This window comes from Pseudomonas sp. 910_21 (assembly GCF_052850735.1).
The window spans coordinates 664,235-678,455 of the sequence record NZ_VXCY01000003.1 but is presented as its reverse complement, the minus strand read 5'-3'; the positions used below and the strand labels follow the sequence as shown (position 1 = coordinate 678,455).

Sequence of the window (14,221 nt, the reverse complement as noted above, 5' to 3'; positions counted from 1 at the left end):
CCCCTAGTGGGGCGTTTTGCTATCTGTCACTTTTGTCTGGATGTCGGGTTATGAATGTCCCTCGTGAAACCATCGCCGCTGTCGCCACTGCCCAAGGTCGCGGTGGCGTGGGCATCGTACGGATTTCCGGGCCCCTGGCGAGCCTGGCCGCCAAGGCCATCAGCGGCCGCGAATTGAAACCGCGATTCGCGCATTACGGCCCCTTTCTCAGTGAACAGGGAGATGTGCTGGATGAAGGCATCGCCCTGTATTTCCCTGGGCCGAACTCCTTCACCGGCGAAGATGTGCTGGAGCTCCAAGGCCATGGCGGCCCCATCGTTCTCGACATGTTGTTGCAGCGTTGCCTGGAGCTGGGCTGCCGCCTGGCCCGACCTGGAGAGTTCAGCGAGCGAGCCTTTCTCAATGACAAGCTCGACCTGGCCCAGGCCGAAGCCATTGCCGACTTGATCGAAGCCAGTTCCGCACAGGCAGCGCGCAATGCCTTGCGCTCGTTGCAGGGGGCATTCTCCCAGCGTGTGCATAACTTGACCGAACAGCTGATTGCCCTGCGGATCTATGTCGAAGCGGCGATCGATTTTCCCGAGGAGGAAATCGACTTCCTCGCCGATGGCCACGTGTTGAGCATGCTCGATGCGGTACGCGACGAGTTATCCACAGTACTGAGGGAAGCCGGGCAGGGCGCCTTGCTCCGTGACGGCATGACGGTGGTGATCGCTGGCCGCCCGAACGCCGGCAAGTCCAGTCTGCTCAATGCCCTGGCCGGGCGCGAGGCGGCCATCGTCACCGATATCGCCGGCACCACTCGAGACATACTCAAGGAACATATCCACATCGACGGCATGCCGTTGCACGTGGTGGACACCGCCGGCCTGCGGGACACCGAGGATCAAGTGGAAAAGATCGGCGTCGAACGTGCGCTAAAAGCCATCAGTGAAGCCGACCGGGTATTGCTGGTGGTGGACGCCACTGCAGCAGAGGCGGCTGATCCCTTCGCCCTGTGGCCAGAATTTCTTGAGCAGCGTCCGGACCCGGCCAAGGTGACCTTGATCCGCAACAAGGCCGATCTGACTGGCGAGCCCATCGCTCTGGAAACCTGTGACGATGGTCACGTCACCATCAGCCTCAGTGCCATGTCCGCGGGTGTTGGCCTGGACTTGTTGCGTGAGCATCTCAAGGCTTGCATGGGTTATGAACAGACTTCCGAAAGCAGCTTCAGTGCTCGCCGCCGGCACTTGGAGGCCCTGCGCTATGCCAGTGCCGCACTGGAACACGGCCGGGCCCAGCTGACCCTGGCCGGTGCCGGAGAGCTGCTGGCCGAGGATCTGCGCCAGGCACAGCAGTCCCTGGGAGAAATTACCGGGGCATTCAGCTCCGATGACCTGTTGGGACGGATCTTTTCCAGCTTCTGCATCGGCAAGTAGCTGACGATCGACCCCGGTGCTCGGCGCCGGGGCGATTGGCCTGTGGGTAACTCCTGTCAACGCAGGGCTTTCAGCCGTTACCTTTATCCCCCCCGCCATGGATCTGCGACCTTGGGTAACAGCTTCAAGTTGCAGATCGTCAATTTATCGTTATCAAAGCGATAGATAGCGGCTATATCGCCGAAGTTAACCGAATTCGAAAAGTGGTTCCTGATTTGCATCGATGATTCTGTACAGGTTCGTACATCTGGGGAAACTGACCTTGATGTGCGGCCTGGGCCGGATGATGGACGCCGGCTGATCCCGATGAATCTGCATTCAAGGAACAGACATGACAAACGCGGGCTCTGCTTTACACCGTGGCTTGAGCACTCGGCACATCCGCTTCATTGCTCTGGGTTCAGCCATAGGCACCGGGTTGTTCTACGGCTCGGCGGCCGCTATCCAGAAGGCTGGCCCCTCGGTCCTGCTGGCTTACCTGATTGGCGGCGCGGCAATCTACCTGACCATGCGCGCCTTGGGTGAAATGGCTGTCAGAACCCCGGTTTCCGGCTCCTTCGGGTATTACGCCAGCCACTATCTGGGGCGCTACGCCGGGTTTCTCACCGGTTGGAGCTACGCCTTTTCAATGCTCATGGTGTGCCTGGCGGACGTCACCGCCTTTGGTGTCTACATGGGCCTTTGGTTTCCCGATACACCGAGGTGGATCTGGGTACTGAGCATTGTCCTCGGCATCGGCGTCTTGAATCTGTGCAGCGTGCGGGTATTTGGCGAGATGGAGTTCTGGCTGTCGCTGCTCAAGGTCTGCGCCATCCTCGCCATGATCGTTGGCGGCTTTACTCTGTTGTTCTTCGGTATCCAACTGGGAGAGGGCCAGGCCAGCATGGGAGCGAGCAACCTCTGGGAGTACGGCGGCTTCTTCCCCAATGGCCTGGAGGGAATGATCGCCTCCTTCACCATCGTCATGTTCGCTTTCGGCGGCATCGAGGTGATCGGCATCACCGCCGGCGAGGCCAGGGACCCGCAGCGCATGATTCCCAAGGCCATCAACTCGGTGCCGCTGCGGATCCTGATCTTCTATGTCCTCACCTTGCTGATCCTACTGATGTTGCTTCCCTGGTCGAGCGTCGGTAGCCAGGGCAGTCCATTTGTGCAGATTTTCAGCAGCCTGGGGATAGGTTCGGCGGCCACAGTGCTGAATATCGTGGTGATCTCAGCGGTGGTTTCGGCGATTAACAGCGATATCTTCAGTGCCGGCCGCATGATGTATGGCATGGCCGCCATCGGTCAGGCGCCGGCCATTTTTGCCAGCACCTCGCGATTCGGCGTGCCCTGGATGACGGTGCTGGTGATGTCTGTGGCATTGCTGCTCGGGGTGCTTCTCAACTACTGGGTACCGGAAGAGCTGTTCCTGATCTTTGCCTCTCTGGTGACCTTTTCGGTGGTCTGGGTCTGGCTGATGATCCTGTTGTCGCAGATGGCCATGCGTCGGGCCATGACAGCCGAAGAGATCCAGGCGCTGCACTTTCCGGTTCCCCTGGGGAATGGAGGCCAGCTCTGCGCAGCAGTCTTCATGTTGTTCATCTTCGGCGTATTGGGCGCATTTCCCGATACTCGCCTGGCATTGTATGTGGGGTTGGGTTGGCTAGCGTTGTTGTCGTTGGCCTATTGGATATGGATCAGACCAGGTTCCTTCAGCAAGGCAGGGATCGAGCCCGGTATTGAAGCTCATGAAAAAGGATAAGCCCATGGGATCGTTCGAGTTGCCGTTATCTACCGTCGAAGCCTTCCAGCGCGATGGCGCGGTGTGCATTCGCCAATTGTTCAGTGCTGCTGAAGTTGCCTTGCTGGAGCAGGGCATCGAACGCAACCTGGCGCAACCCAGTGAACGGGCCAAGGTCGCCAGTGGCCCTGATGATCCGGGTTGGTTCTTCGAGGACTTCTGCAACTGGCGTGAGAATCCCGACTATCGACGGTTCATCTTCGAAAGCCGAGTCGGCCATGTCGCCGCGCAACTGATGGGCAGTGCGCAAGCGCAGCTGTATCACGACCATCTGCTGGTCAAGGAGCCCAATACCCGGCAGCGCACACCCTGGCATCAGGATCAGCCTTACTACAACGTTGAGGGGCGGCAGAACTGCAGCATGTGGATGCCCGTGGACCCGGTTGCCCGGGAGTCGACCCTGGAGTTCGTCGCCGGGTCACACCTGGGGCCCTGGTTGATGCCCCGCACCTTTCTGGATAACCAGGCCAAGTGGTTTCCGGAAGGCAGCCTGGCGGATCTTCCGGACATCGAGGCCGATCGCGGGGAGTGGAACATTCTTGGCTGGGAGCTGCAGCCCGGCGACGCCGTGTTTTTCCACATGCTGACCTTGCACGCCGCCGGTGGCGTCAGCGGAGATCGGCGGCGGCGGGCCTTTTCCCTGCGCTTTCTGGGGGAAGACATGCGACATGCACCAAGGCCCTGGCGAACATCTCCCGAGTTCCCCGGCTTGAGCGAGCAACTTCCGGCCGGTGCGCCTTTGCAACATGAGTTGTTTCCACAGCTCTGGCCTCGGCAACGGACCTGAGCAAAGGTTATCCACAGTTCGGTTCGGGGCTCTCGGACCGCTGTGGACAAACAGCCCAGTCGCAGGAGTATCCATCGTGTTTCAGGCTTGAAAATCAGACGTATCCGATATGCCTTCCCTGAAAAGCAGACCACCATTGCCGGTTGCTGTATTTGGATGGACCCGCGCTCAGCCGGAAGTAGTGTCCGGATGAATCTGTCGCCGGCCAGTGTATGAACCAACTGTGTGGGAGGTGTTTATGCGCTTCAGTCGTTGTGTCGCAACCTTTGGTCTGGTCCTTGTATGGCAAGGCGCCCTGGCCCAAACCTCGCCCGAACAGGTGTCGATGCCGGAGCGCGGCAATGTCTTCGAGCAGGCCAGCCGCTCCGCAGTCGTTGGCCCGGCGAGCATCGAGCTGCTGGGCAAGGCGACTCTGGAACTGGCCCAGGACTATGTTTTCGTTGGACCGCCGGAAGCCTTTCGGATTCTGCAGACGTTCGACTCCAGTGCGCTAGCCTCCGAAGTCCTGGGCCTGGTGTTTCCCAAAGATCATTCCCAACAGTGGTTCGTTTCGGTGGATGCCCATGATCCACAGGGAACCGCCTACAACGCTGGTCATGTCCAGGCCAGCAATGCCCAGGAATTGGGTTTTACACCTCTTCAATCATCACATTGGATAAATGAGTCCGGCGCTGAAGCGAGAAATCCCATAGTGGCTCTGCTACAGGGTGACAGCTCGGTCGACAGGCCTTTCGCGTTGAGCGTTACAGCAACGGCTGCCGGCAATGATTCCGGCCGGCTCAATGCTCAAGCGCTGGCCAATGCCTTTGAGTACACCCAACGCAGCCTGCCGGAGACTGGTATCGCATTGTTGAAAAGGTACTGGATCGCCCTGGCAGTGTTGCTACTGGGACTGAGCTGGTGGATTCAGGGACGGCTGACACGCATCGCCTCATAAACCCGCTTAAGTCCGCTCGATTATCCACAGACAGGTCTGCTGAGGCCTGTCTGTTTCGCTTATCAGATATTTTTTGATTGCACCTTTGCCGGAATCGACTCCAGCGAAGAGCTTCTGCGTGGGCGTCTTTTAGCCAAGGCTACGGATTTCTGTGGATTAAGCCCTGTGAATAACTGGCCCTCAGCTCAGTTGATAACCGGGCTTCAAAGCTGAGGAAAACCACGTCTGTGGATAACCACCTCATTAATCCACAGGTTTAAAGCGCTTATCCAAGGGCCTCACGGGCACCTAACCACAGAGTTTAAAACCTCTGTACATATTGAATATAAAGGCCTGTAGCAATCTATCCACAGAAGTGGTGCTGCATAAGAATAAACATAAAAACAAAGATTTAATAAATTTCTCTCTTTTAATTTCTATTGTCCGTCAGTCATCCACAGCTGGTTAAATTTTGTGCAAAGGGTTCTTTAGAAAGGTCGAAGTCCCTATACTTGCCGCCTTGGTCCAAAAACCAACCCGACAACTACTCCTAATTACTCCTACTTGAAGCAGGCACGAGGTGCGTGGTGGATTTCCCTTCCCGTTTTGAAGTGATCGTCATCGGCGGCGGTCATGCCGGTACCGAGGCAGCACTTGCATCAGCACGCATGGGGGCAAAAACCCTGTTGCTGACGCATAACGTGGAAACCCTCGGAGCAATGAGCTGCAACCCCGCGATTGGTGGGATCGGCAAGAGCCATCTGGTCAAGGAAATCGATGCCCTGGGCGGCGCGATGGCCATGGCTACCGATAAAGGTGGTATTCAGTTTCGTGTCTTGAACAGTCGTAAAGGCCCAGCCGTGCGTGCTACTCGCGCCCAGGCCGACCGCGTTCTGTATAAGGCCGCTGTTCGCGAGATTCTCGAGAACCAGCCCAACCTGTGGATATTTCAGCAAGCAGCCGATGACCTGATCGTCGAGCAGGATCAGGTGCGAGGCGTGGTGACTCAAATGGGTCTGCGGTTCTTCGCTGAATCCGTGGTCCTGACGACAGGGACCTTTCTCGGCGGACTTATCCACATCGGGATGCAGAACTATTCCGGTGGTCGAGCCGGCGATCCACCTTCGATCGCCCTGGCCCAACGTCTACGGGAGCTGCCGCTGCGCGTTGGTCGGTTGAAAACCGGTACTCCACCGCGTATCGATGGCCGTTCTGTGGATTTCTCGGTGATGACCGAGCAGCCAGGAGATACACCTATTCCGGTGATGTCGTTCCTGGGCTCGAAAGAACAGCATCCACAACAGGTCAGTTGCTGGATTACCCACACCAACGCCCGCACCCACGAGATCATTGCCTCGAACCTCGATCGTTCGCCGATGTATTCCGGGGTAATCGAAGGCATCGGCCCGCGTTACTGCCCGTCGATCGAAGACAAGATCCACCGCTTCGCCGACAAGGAAAGCCATCAGGTGTTTATCGAACCCGAAGGCCTGACCACTCACGAGCTGTATCCGAACGGGATATCCACATCCTTGCCGTTCGACGTGCAGTTGCAGATCGTGCAATCGATCCGCGGCATGGAAAACGCTCATATCGTGCGCCCGGGTTATGCCATCGAGTACGACTACTTCGATCCGCGGGACTTGAAATACAGCCTGGAAACCAAAGTCATCGGCGGCTTGTTCTTCGCCGGTCAGATCAACGGCACCACCGGGTACGAAGAAGCTGGTGCCCAAGGTTTGCTGGCCGGTGCCAACGCCGCACTGCGTGCCCAGGGCAAAGACAGCTGGTGCCCGCGCCGCGATGAAGCCTATATCGGTGTGCTGGTCGATGACCTGATTACTCTTGGCACCCAGGAACCGTACCGGATGTTCACTTCCCGGGCGGAATATCGCTTGATCCTGCGTGAAGACAACGCCGATCTGCGTCTGACCGAAAAAGGTCGCGAGCTGGGTCTGGTGGATGACGTGCGCTGGGCCGCCTTCTGCAAGAAACGCGAAGGTATTGCCCAGGAAGAACAGCGCTTGAAGTCGACTTGGGTTCGGCCTGGAACCGAGCAGGGCGATGCGATTGCTCAGAAATTCGGCACCCCGCTGACTCACGAGTACAACCTGCTGAACCTGCTGAGCCGTCCAGAAATCGACTACGCTGGTCTGGTCGAAGTGACCGGGCATGGCGCTGAAGATCCACAAGTCGCGGAACAGGTCGAGATCAAGACCAAGTACGCAGGCTATATCGATCGCCAGCAGGACGAAATTGCTCGTCTGCGGGCCAGCGAAGACACCAAGTTGCCTGTGGATATCGATTACACCGGCATTTCCGGGTTGTCGAAGGAAATCCAGAGCAAGCTTGGCGCGACTCGTCCGGAAACCCTGGGCCAGGCATCGCGAATTCCCGGCGTGACCCCCGCGGCAATTTCCCTGTTGATGATTCACTTGAAAAAACGCGGCGCGGGCCGTCAGTTGGAGCAAAGCGCTTGAGTTCTATGGTCACCCCACAACACGCGGATGAGTTATCCACAGGCGCTCGCCAGCTCGGTGTCAATCTGAGCGCAACCCAGCACGAATTGCTGCTGGGTTACCTGGCCCTGTTGATCAAGTGGAACAAGGCTTACAACCTGACGGCGGTGCGCGACCCGGATGAAATGGTCTCCCGCCATCTGCTCGATAGCTTGAGCGTAATGTCGTTCATCGAAAACGGCCGCTGGCTGGATGTCGGCAGCGGTGGCGGGATGCCGGGGATTCCCCTGGCGATCCTGTTTCCCGAGTCGCAAGTCACCTGTCTGGACAGCAATGGCAAGAAAACCCGTTTCCTGACCCAGGTAAAACTCGAACTCAAGCTGGATAACCTGCAAGTTATCCACAACCGGGTCGAAGCCTTCACCCCTGAGCTGCCATTCAATGGGATCATTTCCCGGGCGTTCAGCAGCATGGAGAACTTCACCAGTTGGACCCGCCACCTGGGCGACCGCGATACACGCTGGCTGGCAATGAAGGGCGTCCATCCCTCTGATGAGCTGTTAGCATTGCCGGCAGACTTCCACCTCGATAGCGAACACGCCTTGGCCGTACCCGGTTGCCAAGGCCAACGCCATCTGCTGATACTGCGCCGCACGGCATGATTGGGAACACAAGCAAGAATGGCTAAGGTATTCGCGATAGCGAACCAGAAAGGTGGCGTGGGCAAGACCACCACCTGCATCAACCTCGCAGCATCCCTGGTAGCGACCAAGCGCCGGGTGCTGTTGATCGATCTCGATCCACAGGGCAACGCCACCATGGGTAGCGGTGTGGATAAACACGGTTTGGAAAACTCGGTCTACGACCTGCTGATCGGCGAATGCGACCTGGCCCAGGCCATGCACTTCTCCGAGCACGGCGGTTATCAATTGCTGCCGGCCAACCGCGACCTGACGGCCGCGGAAGTGGTGCTGCTGGAAATGCAGATGAAGGAAAGCCGTCTGCGCAGCGCCCTGGCACCGATCCGTGAAAACTACGACTACATTCTGATCGACTGCCCGCCGTCGTTGTCGATGCTCACACTCAATGCCCTGGTGGCCGCCGATGGGGTGATTATCCCCATGCAGTGCGAGTACTACGCATTGGAAGGCTTGAGCGACCTTGTGGATAACATCAAGCGCATCGCTGAACTGCTCAATCCGCAGCTCAAGATCGAAGGCTTGTTGCGCACCATGTTCGACCCGCGGTTGAGCCTGATGAACGATGTTTCCGCCCAGCTCAAGGAACACTTCGGTGAGCAGCTTTACGACACCGTGATTCCGCGCAACATCCGTTTGGCCGAGGCGCCGAGCTACGGCATGCCGGCATTGGCGTACGACAAACAATCCCGTGGCGCGCTGGCCTATCTGGCCCTGGCGGGCGAGATGGTTCGCCGGCAACGTAAACAATCCCGCGTCGCAGCCGCCCAGCCAACTTAAGGAATCCCCATGGCCGTCAAGAAACGAGGTCTCGGACGTGGACTGGATGCACTGTTGAGTGGTCCGACTGTCAGTGCCCTGGAAGAACAAGCGGTGCAGGCCGACCAGCGTGAGCTGCAGCACCTGCCCCTGGACCTGATCCAGCGCGGCAAGTACCAGCCGCGCCGGGATATGGACCCACAGGCGCTGGAAGAGTTGGCGAACTCCATCAGGACCCAGGGCGTGATGCAGCCGATCGTGGTGCGCCCCATTGGTGGTGGGCGCTTTGAAATCATCGCCGGTGAACGCCGCTGGCGTGCCAGCCAGCAGGCTGGCCAGGAGACCATCCCGGCGATGGTCCGCGATGTGCCGGATGAAACCGCCATCGCCATGGCGCTGATCGAGAACATCCAGCGCGAAGACCTCAATCCCATCGAGGAAGCGGTGGCTCTGCAGCGCCTGCAGCAGGAATTCCAGTTGACTCAGCAACAGGTCGCCGAAGCAGTGGGCAAGTCCCGTGTCAGCGTGGCCAACCTGCTGCGCCTGATTGCCTTGCCTGAGGTGATCAAGACCATGTTGTCCCACGGCGACCTGGAAATGGGTCATGCCCGTGCTTTGCTCGGATTGCCGGAAAATCAACAGGTTGAAGGGGCGCGACACGTTGTCGCACGAGGCCTCACTGTGCGTCAGACCGAGGCACTGGTTCGCCAGTGGCTGAGCGGCAAACAGGAGCCTGCTGAACCGGTCAAGCCGGACCCGGATATCGCCCGTCTCGAGCAGCGCCTGGCTGAGCGCCTGGGCTCTGCGGTGCAGATTCGCCACGGGAAGAAGGGCAAGGGACAGCTGGTGATCGGCTATAACTCCCTGGATGAGCTGCAAGGCGTCCTCGCTCACATCCGCTGAAACATTTCCTTATGTAGCGCGCAGTCGGAAATCACTACCCGGCAGTTGAATAGGGGCTGAACCGCCCCTATACTCTGCGCGCATTTTGTCGGCACAAATTATGCCAAGTTATTGAATTCTGGCAGCCGACCCTTGAGGAGCAAGAGCGATGGAAACCCGCACGCCAAACCGCTTGCCGTTTCATCGCTTGGCGGTTTTTCCGGTTTTACTGGCTCAGTTGGTCATTCTACTGATAGCCGCTCTGGCGCTTTGGCAATGGCGTGGAGTCGTTGCCGGATACTCAGGCCTTTGCGGAGGACTGATAGCCTTGCTACCCAATGGGTATTTCGCTCACAGGGCATTTCGGTTTTCCGGCGCCCGAGCAGCCCAAGCCATCGTCCGGTCTTTTTATGCCGGCGAGGCGGGCAAACTGATTTTGACGGCGGTGCTGTTTGCACTGACGTTTGCAGGTGTGAAGCCATTGGCGCCGCTGGCTGTATTCGGCGTCTTCGTGCTGACCCAACTGGTCAGCTGGTTCGCTCCCCTGCTAATGAGAACAAGACTTTCGAGACCTTAGGGCGTTTGAGGCAACCATGTCAGCAGAAACAACCGCTTCGGGCTATATCCAGCACCACTTGCAGAACCTGACCTTCGGTCAGCTACCCAATGGGAGCTGGGGCTTTGCCCACTCCGCAGCAGAAGCCAAGGAAATGGGCTTCTGGGCATTCCACGTCGATACCCTCGGCTGGTCTGTCGCACTGGGTGTGATCTTCATTCTTCTGTTCCGCATGGCGGCCAAGAAGGCGACTTCCGGCGTGCCGGGCGCTTTGCAGAACTTCGTTGAAGTCATGGTTGGCTTCGTCGATGGCAGCGTGAAGGACAGCTTCCACGGCCGCAGCCCGGTGATCGCACCGCTGGCGCTGACCATTTTCGTCTGGGTGTTCCTGATGAACGCCATCGACCTGGTACCGGTGGACTGGATTCCGCAACTGGCCATGTTGATCTCGGGCGATCCGCACATTCCATTCCGTGCCGTTTCCACCACTGACCCGAACGCCACCCTGGGCATGGCCCTGTCGGTGTTCGCGCTGATCATTTTCTACAGCATCAAGATCAAGGGCATCGGCGGCTTCATCGGCGAACTGACCCTGCATCCGTTCGGCAGCAAGAACATCTTCGTTCAAGCGCTGCTGATTCCGGTGAACTTCCTGCTGGAGTTCGTGACCCTGATTGCCAAGCCGATCTCTCTGGCACTGCGTCTGTTCGGCAACATGTATGCCGGCGAACTGGTGTTCATCCTGATCGCTGTGATGTTCGGCAGCGGTCTGCTGTGGCTCAGCGGCATGGGTGTGGTTCTGCAATGGGCGTGGGCTGTGTTCCACATCCTGATCATCACCCTGCAGGCCTTTATCTTCATGATGCTGACCATCGTCTACCTGTCGATGGCGCACGAAGAGAACCATTAAGACCAGTCTCGACTAGTCTGATGTCCCTCTCGTTGCGGCGAGAGGGAGCCCGTCTCGGGCTCGATGAAACGATTTGTTTTACCGCTTTAATCTAAAAAACCTAAACCATACGACGTAAAAGTCGGGAGGAAAGATGGAAACTGTAGTTGGTCTAACCGCTATCGCTGTTGCACTGTTGATCGGCCTGGGCGCACTGGGTACCGCAATTGGTTTCGGCCTGCTGGGCGGCAAGTTCCTGGAAGGCGCTGCGCGTCAACCAGAAATGGTTCCAATGCTGCAAGTTAAAATGTTCATCGTTGCCGGTCTGCTCGACGCCGTAACCATGATCGGTGTTGGTATCGCTCTGTTCTTCACCTTCGCAAACCCCTTCGTTGGTCAACTCGCTGGCTAATCACTCGAGTATTCGAGTTGATTGGTGTGACGGACAACGAACGAGCGAGGTGTTGGCGTGAACATTAATGCAACCCTGATTGGCCAGTCCGTTGCGTTCTTAATTTTTGTATTGTTCTGCATGAAGTTCATTTGGCCTCCGGTCATTGCTGCTTTGCACGAACGTCAAAAGAAGATCGCGGATGGACTGGACGCTGCCAGCCGAGCAGCTCGTGACCTGGAACTGGCCCAAGATAAAGCGGGTCAGCAACTGCGCGAAGCTAAAGCTCAGGCAGCTGAAATCATTGAGCAAGCCAAGAAGCGCGGTTCTCAGATCGTCGACGAAGCCCGTGAACAGGCTCGTGTCGAAGCTGAACGTGTGAAGGCTCAGGCTCAGGCCGAGATCGAACAGGAACTGAACGGTGTCAAAGACGCGCTGCGTGCCCAACTGGGTAGCCTGGCAGTCAACGGCGCAGAGAAGATCCTGGGTGCCACAATCGATCAAAACGCGCACGCAGAGCTGGTTAACAAACTGGCTGCTGAAATTTAAGCGAGGGCGATCATGGCAGAACTGACCACGTTGGCCCGACCTTACGCTAAGGCGGCCTTCGAGCACGCTCAGGCCCACCAGCAGCTGGCCTCTTGGTCAGCCATGCTCGGCCTGGCTGCAGCGGTGTCACAAGATGACACCATGCAGCGCGTGCTTAAGGCCCCGCGACTGACGAGCGCAGAAAAGGCCAGCACTTTTATCGAAGTGTGTGGCGACAAGTTTGATGCACAGGCACAGAATTTCATTCACGTTGCCGCCGAAAACGACCGTCTCCTGCTGTTGCCGGAGATCTCCGCTCAGTTCGACCTGTACAAGGCCGAGCAAGAGAAATCGGTGGATGTGGATGTAACCAGTGCGTTCGCATTGAACCAAGAACAGCAAGACAAACTCGCCAAGGTTCTCAGTGCACGGCTCGGCCGGGAAGTGCGACTGCACGCTGCGGAGGATGCCAGCCTTATTGGTGGCGTCGTAATCCGCGCCGGCGACCTGGTTATCGATGGCTCGATTCGCGGCAAACTCGCGAGCCTTGCCGAAGCATTGAAATCTTGAGTTTGAAGGGGCAGCAGAGCAATGCAGCAACTCAATCCTTCCGAAATAAGTGAAATTATCAAGGGCCGCATCGACAAGCTCGATGTGACCTCCCAAGCCCGTAACGAAGGCACTGTCGTCAGCGTATCTGACGGCATCGTGCGGATTCACGGTCTGGCCGACGTCATGTACGGCGAGATGATCGAGTTTCCGGGCGGCGTCTACGGTATGGCCCTCAACCTGGAGCAAGACTCCGTAGGTGCCGTTGTATTGGGCGCGTACACCAGTCTGGCTGAAGGCATGAGCGCCAAGTGCACTGGCCGCATCCTCGAAGTTCCTGTTGGTAAGGAACTGCTGGGTCGCGTAGTCGACGCACTGGGTAACCCAGTTGACGGCAAAGGTCCGCTGAACAACACCGAGACCGACGCGGTCGAGAAAGTTGCTCCAGGCGTGATCTGGCGTAAGTCGGTAGACCAGCCTGTACAGACTGGCTACAAGGCTGTCGATGCCATGATCCCAGTCGGCCGTGGCCAGCGTGAGCTGATCATCGGTGACCGTCAGATCGGTAAGACCGCTCTGGCGATCGACGCGATCATCAACCAGAAAGACAGCGGCATTTTCTGCGTCTACGTAGCGATCGGTCAGAAGCAATCGACCATCGCCAACGTGGTTCGCAAGCTGGAAGAAAACGGTGCACTGGCTAACACCATCATCGTTGCAGCGAGCGCTTCGGAATCTGCAGCACTGCAATTCCTGGCTCCGTACTCCGGTTGCACCATGGGCGAATACTTCCGCGACCGCGGTGAAGACGCGCTGATCGTTTATGACGATCTGTCCAAGCAAGCAGTGGCTTACCGCCAGATTTCCCTGCTGCTGCGCCGTCCACCAGGCCGTGAAGCCTACCCAGGTGACGTGTTCTATCTCCACTCCCGTCTGCTGGAGCGCGCTTCCCGCGTTTCCGAAGAGTACGTAGAGAAGTTCACCAACGGCGCAGTGACTGGCAAGACCGGTTCCCTGACCGCTCTGCCGATCATCGAAACCCAGGCTGGCGACGTTTCCGCGTTCGTTCCGACCAACGTGATTTCCATCACCGACGGTCAGATCTTCCTGGAATCGGCCATGTTCAACTCCGGCATCCGTCCGGCTGTGAACGCCGGTGTTTCGGTATCCCGTGTGGGTGGTGCCGCTCAGACCAAGATCATCAAGAAGCTGTCCGGTGGTATCCGTACCGCTCTGGCTCAGTACCGTGAACTGGCGGCATTCGCCCAGTTCGCTTCTGACCTGGACGAAGCGACCCGTAAGCAACTTGAGCATGGTCAGCGCGTTACCGAGCTGATGAAGCAGAAGCAATATGCGCCGATGTCCATCGCCGACATGTCCTTGTCCCTGTACGCCGCTGAACGTGGCTTCCTGACGGACGTCGAGATTGCCAAAGTTGGTAGCTTCGAACAGGCCATGATTGCTTACTTCAACCGCGATCACGCCGACCTGATGGCGAAGATCAACGTGAAGGGTGACTTCAATGACGAAATCGACGCTGGCCTGAAAGCCGGTATCGAGAAGTTCAAAGCCACCCAAACCTGGTAAGCCGCAGCGGGAGCCG

At 57.9% G+C, this 14,221-nt stretch carries 14 protein-coding genes; all 14 read left to right on the top strand.

The features are described from left to right. Window positions 1-50: 50 nt before the first annotated feature. The 14 genes from mnmE (at window position 51) to atpA (ending at window position 14,205) form a co-directional block, all read left to right on the top strand. Complete coding sequence (gene mnmE / locus FW796_RS13140; protein WP_346634711.1) at window positions 51-1,421, top strand: tRNA uridine-5-carboxymethylaminomethyl(34) synthesis GTPase MnmE; 1,371 nt, start codon at window positions 51-53, stop codon at window positions 1,419-1,421. Between the two features lie 331 nt (window positions 1,422-1,752). Further along, the gene (locus tag FW796_RS13135) at window positions 1,753-3,165 is read left to right on the top strand and encodes an amino acid permease (protein WP_446439440.1); all 1,413 of its coding nucleotides are present in this window, start codon (window positions 1,753-1,755) and stop codon (window positions 3,163-3,165) included. 4 nt (window positions 3,166-3,169) lie between these two features. Further along, the gene (locus FW796_RS13130) at window positions 3,170-3,991 is read left to right on the top strand and encodes a phytanoyl-CoA dioxygenase family protein (protein ID WP_346634713.1); all 822 of its coding nucleotides are present in this window, start codon (window positions 3,170-3,172) and stop codon (window positions 3,989-3,991) included. A 238-nt stretch (window positions 3,992-4,229) separates the two neighbouring features. Beyond that, the gene (locus tag FW796_RS13125; RefSeq protein ID WP_346634714.1) at window positions 4,230-4,928 is read left to right on the top strand and encodes a DUF2167 domain-containing protein; all 699 of its coding nucleotides are present in this window, start codon (window positions 4,230-4,232) and stop codon (window positions 4,926-4,928) included. A 566-nt stretch (window positions 4,929-5,494) separates the two neighbouring features. Then, entirely contained in the window at window positions 5,495-7,387 is a 1,893-nt protein-coding gene (gene mnmG, locus FW796_RS13120; RefSeq protein ID WP_170001381.1) for a tRNA uridine-5-carboxymethylaminomethyl(34) synthesis enzyme MnmG, read from the top strand. Window positions 7,388-7,392: 5 nt separating this feature from the next. Next, on the top strand, window positions 7,393-8,028 hold the full coding sequence (gene rsmG, locus FW796_RS13115; protein WP_346634806.1) for a 16S rRNA (guanine(527)-N(7))-methyltransferase RsmG: 636 nt from the start codon (window positions 7,393-7,395) through the stop codon (window positions 8,026-8,028). Between the two features lie 18 nt (window positions 8,029-8,046). Then, window positions 8,047-8,844, top strand: coding sequence for a ParA family protein (locus FW796_RS13110; RefSeq protein WP_317070754.1), 798 nt, complete (start codon window positions 8,047-8,049; stop codon window positions 8,842-8,844). Between the two features lie 9 nt (window positions 8,845-8,853). Next, the gene (locus FW796_RS13105; RefSeq protein WP_047306723.1) at window positions 8,854-9,726 is read left to right on the top strand and encodes a ParB/RepB/Spo0J family partition protein; all 873 of its coding nucleotides are present in this window, start codon (window positions 8,854-8,856) and stop codon (window positions 9,724-9,726) included. A 148-nt stretch (window positions 9,727-9,874) separates the two neighbouring features. Next, window positions 9,875-10,282 (top strand): F0F1 ATP synthase subunit I, encoded by a 408-nt coding sequence (locus FW796_RS13100; protein WP_446439439.1) that lies wholly within the window; start codon window positions 9,875-9,877, stop codon window positions 10,280-10,282. A 16-nt stretch (window positions 10,283-10,298) separates the two neighbouring features. Next, window positions 10,299-11,171, top strand: a complete 873-nt coding sequence (atpB, locus tag FW796_RS13095; protein ID WP_102862414.1) for a F0F1 ATP synthase subunit A — start codon at window positions 10,299-10,301, stop codon at window positions 11,169-11,171. Between the two features lie 133 nt (window positions 11,172-11,304). Then, on the top strand, window positions 11,305-11,562 hold the full coding sequence (gene atpE / locus FW796_RS13090) for a F0F1 ATP synthase subunit C (RefSeq protein WP_002555987.1): 258 nt from the start codon (window positions 11,305-11,307) through the stop codon (window positions 11,560-11,562). Between the two features lie 57 nt (window positions 11,563-11,619). After that, window positions 11,620-12,090 (top strand): F0F1 ATP synthase subunit B, encoded by a 471-nt coding sequence (locus tag FW796_RS13085; protein ID WP_011064385.1) that lies wholly within the window; start codon window positions 11,620-11,622, stop codon window positions 12,088-12,090. Between the two features lie 12 nt (window positions 12,091-12,102). Beyond that, window positions 12,103-12,639 carry a F0F1 ATP synthase subunit delta gene (locus FW796_RS13080; protein WP_346634715.1) on the top strand — a complete coding sequence of 179 codons (537 nt, stop codon included), beginning with the start codon at window positions 12,103-12,105 and terminating at the stop codon, window positions 12,637-12,639. A 21-nt stretch (window positions 12,640-12,660) separates the two neighbouring features. Continuing rightward, window positions 12,661-14,205 carry a F0F1 ATP synthase subunit alpha gene (gene atpA, locus FW796_RS13075; protein WP_102862412.1) on the top strand — a complete coding sequence of 515 codons (1,545 nt, stop codon included), beginning with the start codon at window positions 12,661-12,663 and terminating at the stop codon, window positions 14,203-14,205. Window positions 14,206-14,221: the final 16 nt, after the last annotated feature.

Bases quoted from the DNA above. Each gene is read 5' to 3' on its own strand.
- mnmE (WP_346634711.1), top strand. From the start codon at position 51: ATGAATGTCCCTCGTGAAACCATCGCCGCTGTCGCCACTGCCCAAGGT.
- FW796_RS13135 (WP_446439440.1), top strand. From the start codon at position 1,753: ATGACAAACGCGGGCTCTGCTTTACACCGTGGCTTGAGCACTCGGCAC.
- FW796_RS13130 (WP_346634713.1), top strand. From the start codon at position 3,170: ATGGGATCGTTCGAGTTGCCGTTATCTACCGTCGAAGCCTTCCAGCGC.
- FW796_RS13125 (WP_346634714.1), top strand. From the start codon at position 4,230: ATGCGCTTCAGTCGTTGTGTCGCAACCTTTGGTCTGGTCCTTGTATGG.
- rsmG (WP_346634806.1), top strand. From the start codon at position 7,393: ATGGTCACCCCACAACACGCGGATGAGTTATCCACAGGCGCTCGCCAG.
- FW796_RS13110 (WP_317070754.1), top strand. From the start codon at position 8,047: ATGGCTAAGGTATTCGCGATAGCGAACCAGAAAGGTGGCGTGGGCAAG.
- FW796_RS13105 (WP_047306723.1), top strand. From the start codon at position 8,854: ATGGCCGTCAAGAAACGAGGTCTCGGACGTGGACTGGATGCACTGTTG.
- FW796_RS13100 (WP_446439439.1), top strand. From the start codon at position 9,875: ATGGAAACCCGCACGCCAAACCGCTTGCCGTTTCATCGCTTGGCGGTT.
- atpB (WP_102862414.1), top strand. From the start codon at position 10,299: ATGTCAGCAGAAACAACCGCTTCGGGCTATATCCAGCACCACTTGCAG.
- atpE (WP_002555987.1), top strand. From the start codon at position 11,305: ATGGAAACTGTAGTTGGTCTAACCGCTATCGCTGTTGCACTGTTGATC.
- FW796_RS13080 (WP_346634715.1), top strand. From the start codon at position 12,103: ATGGCAGAACTGACCACGTTGGCCCGACCTTACGCTAAGGCGGCCTTC.
- atpA (WP_102862412.1), top strand. From the start codon at position 12,661: ATGCAGCAACTCAATCCTTCCGAAATAAGTGAAATTATCAAGGGCCGC.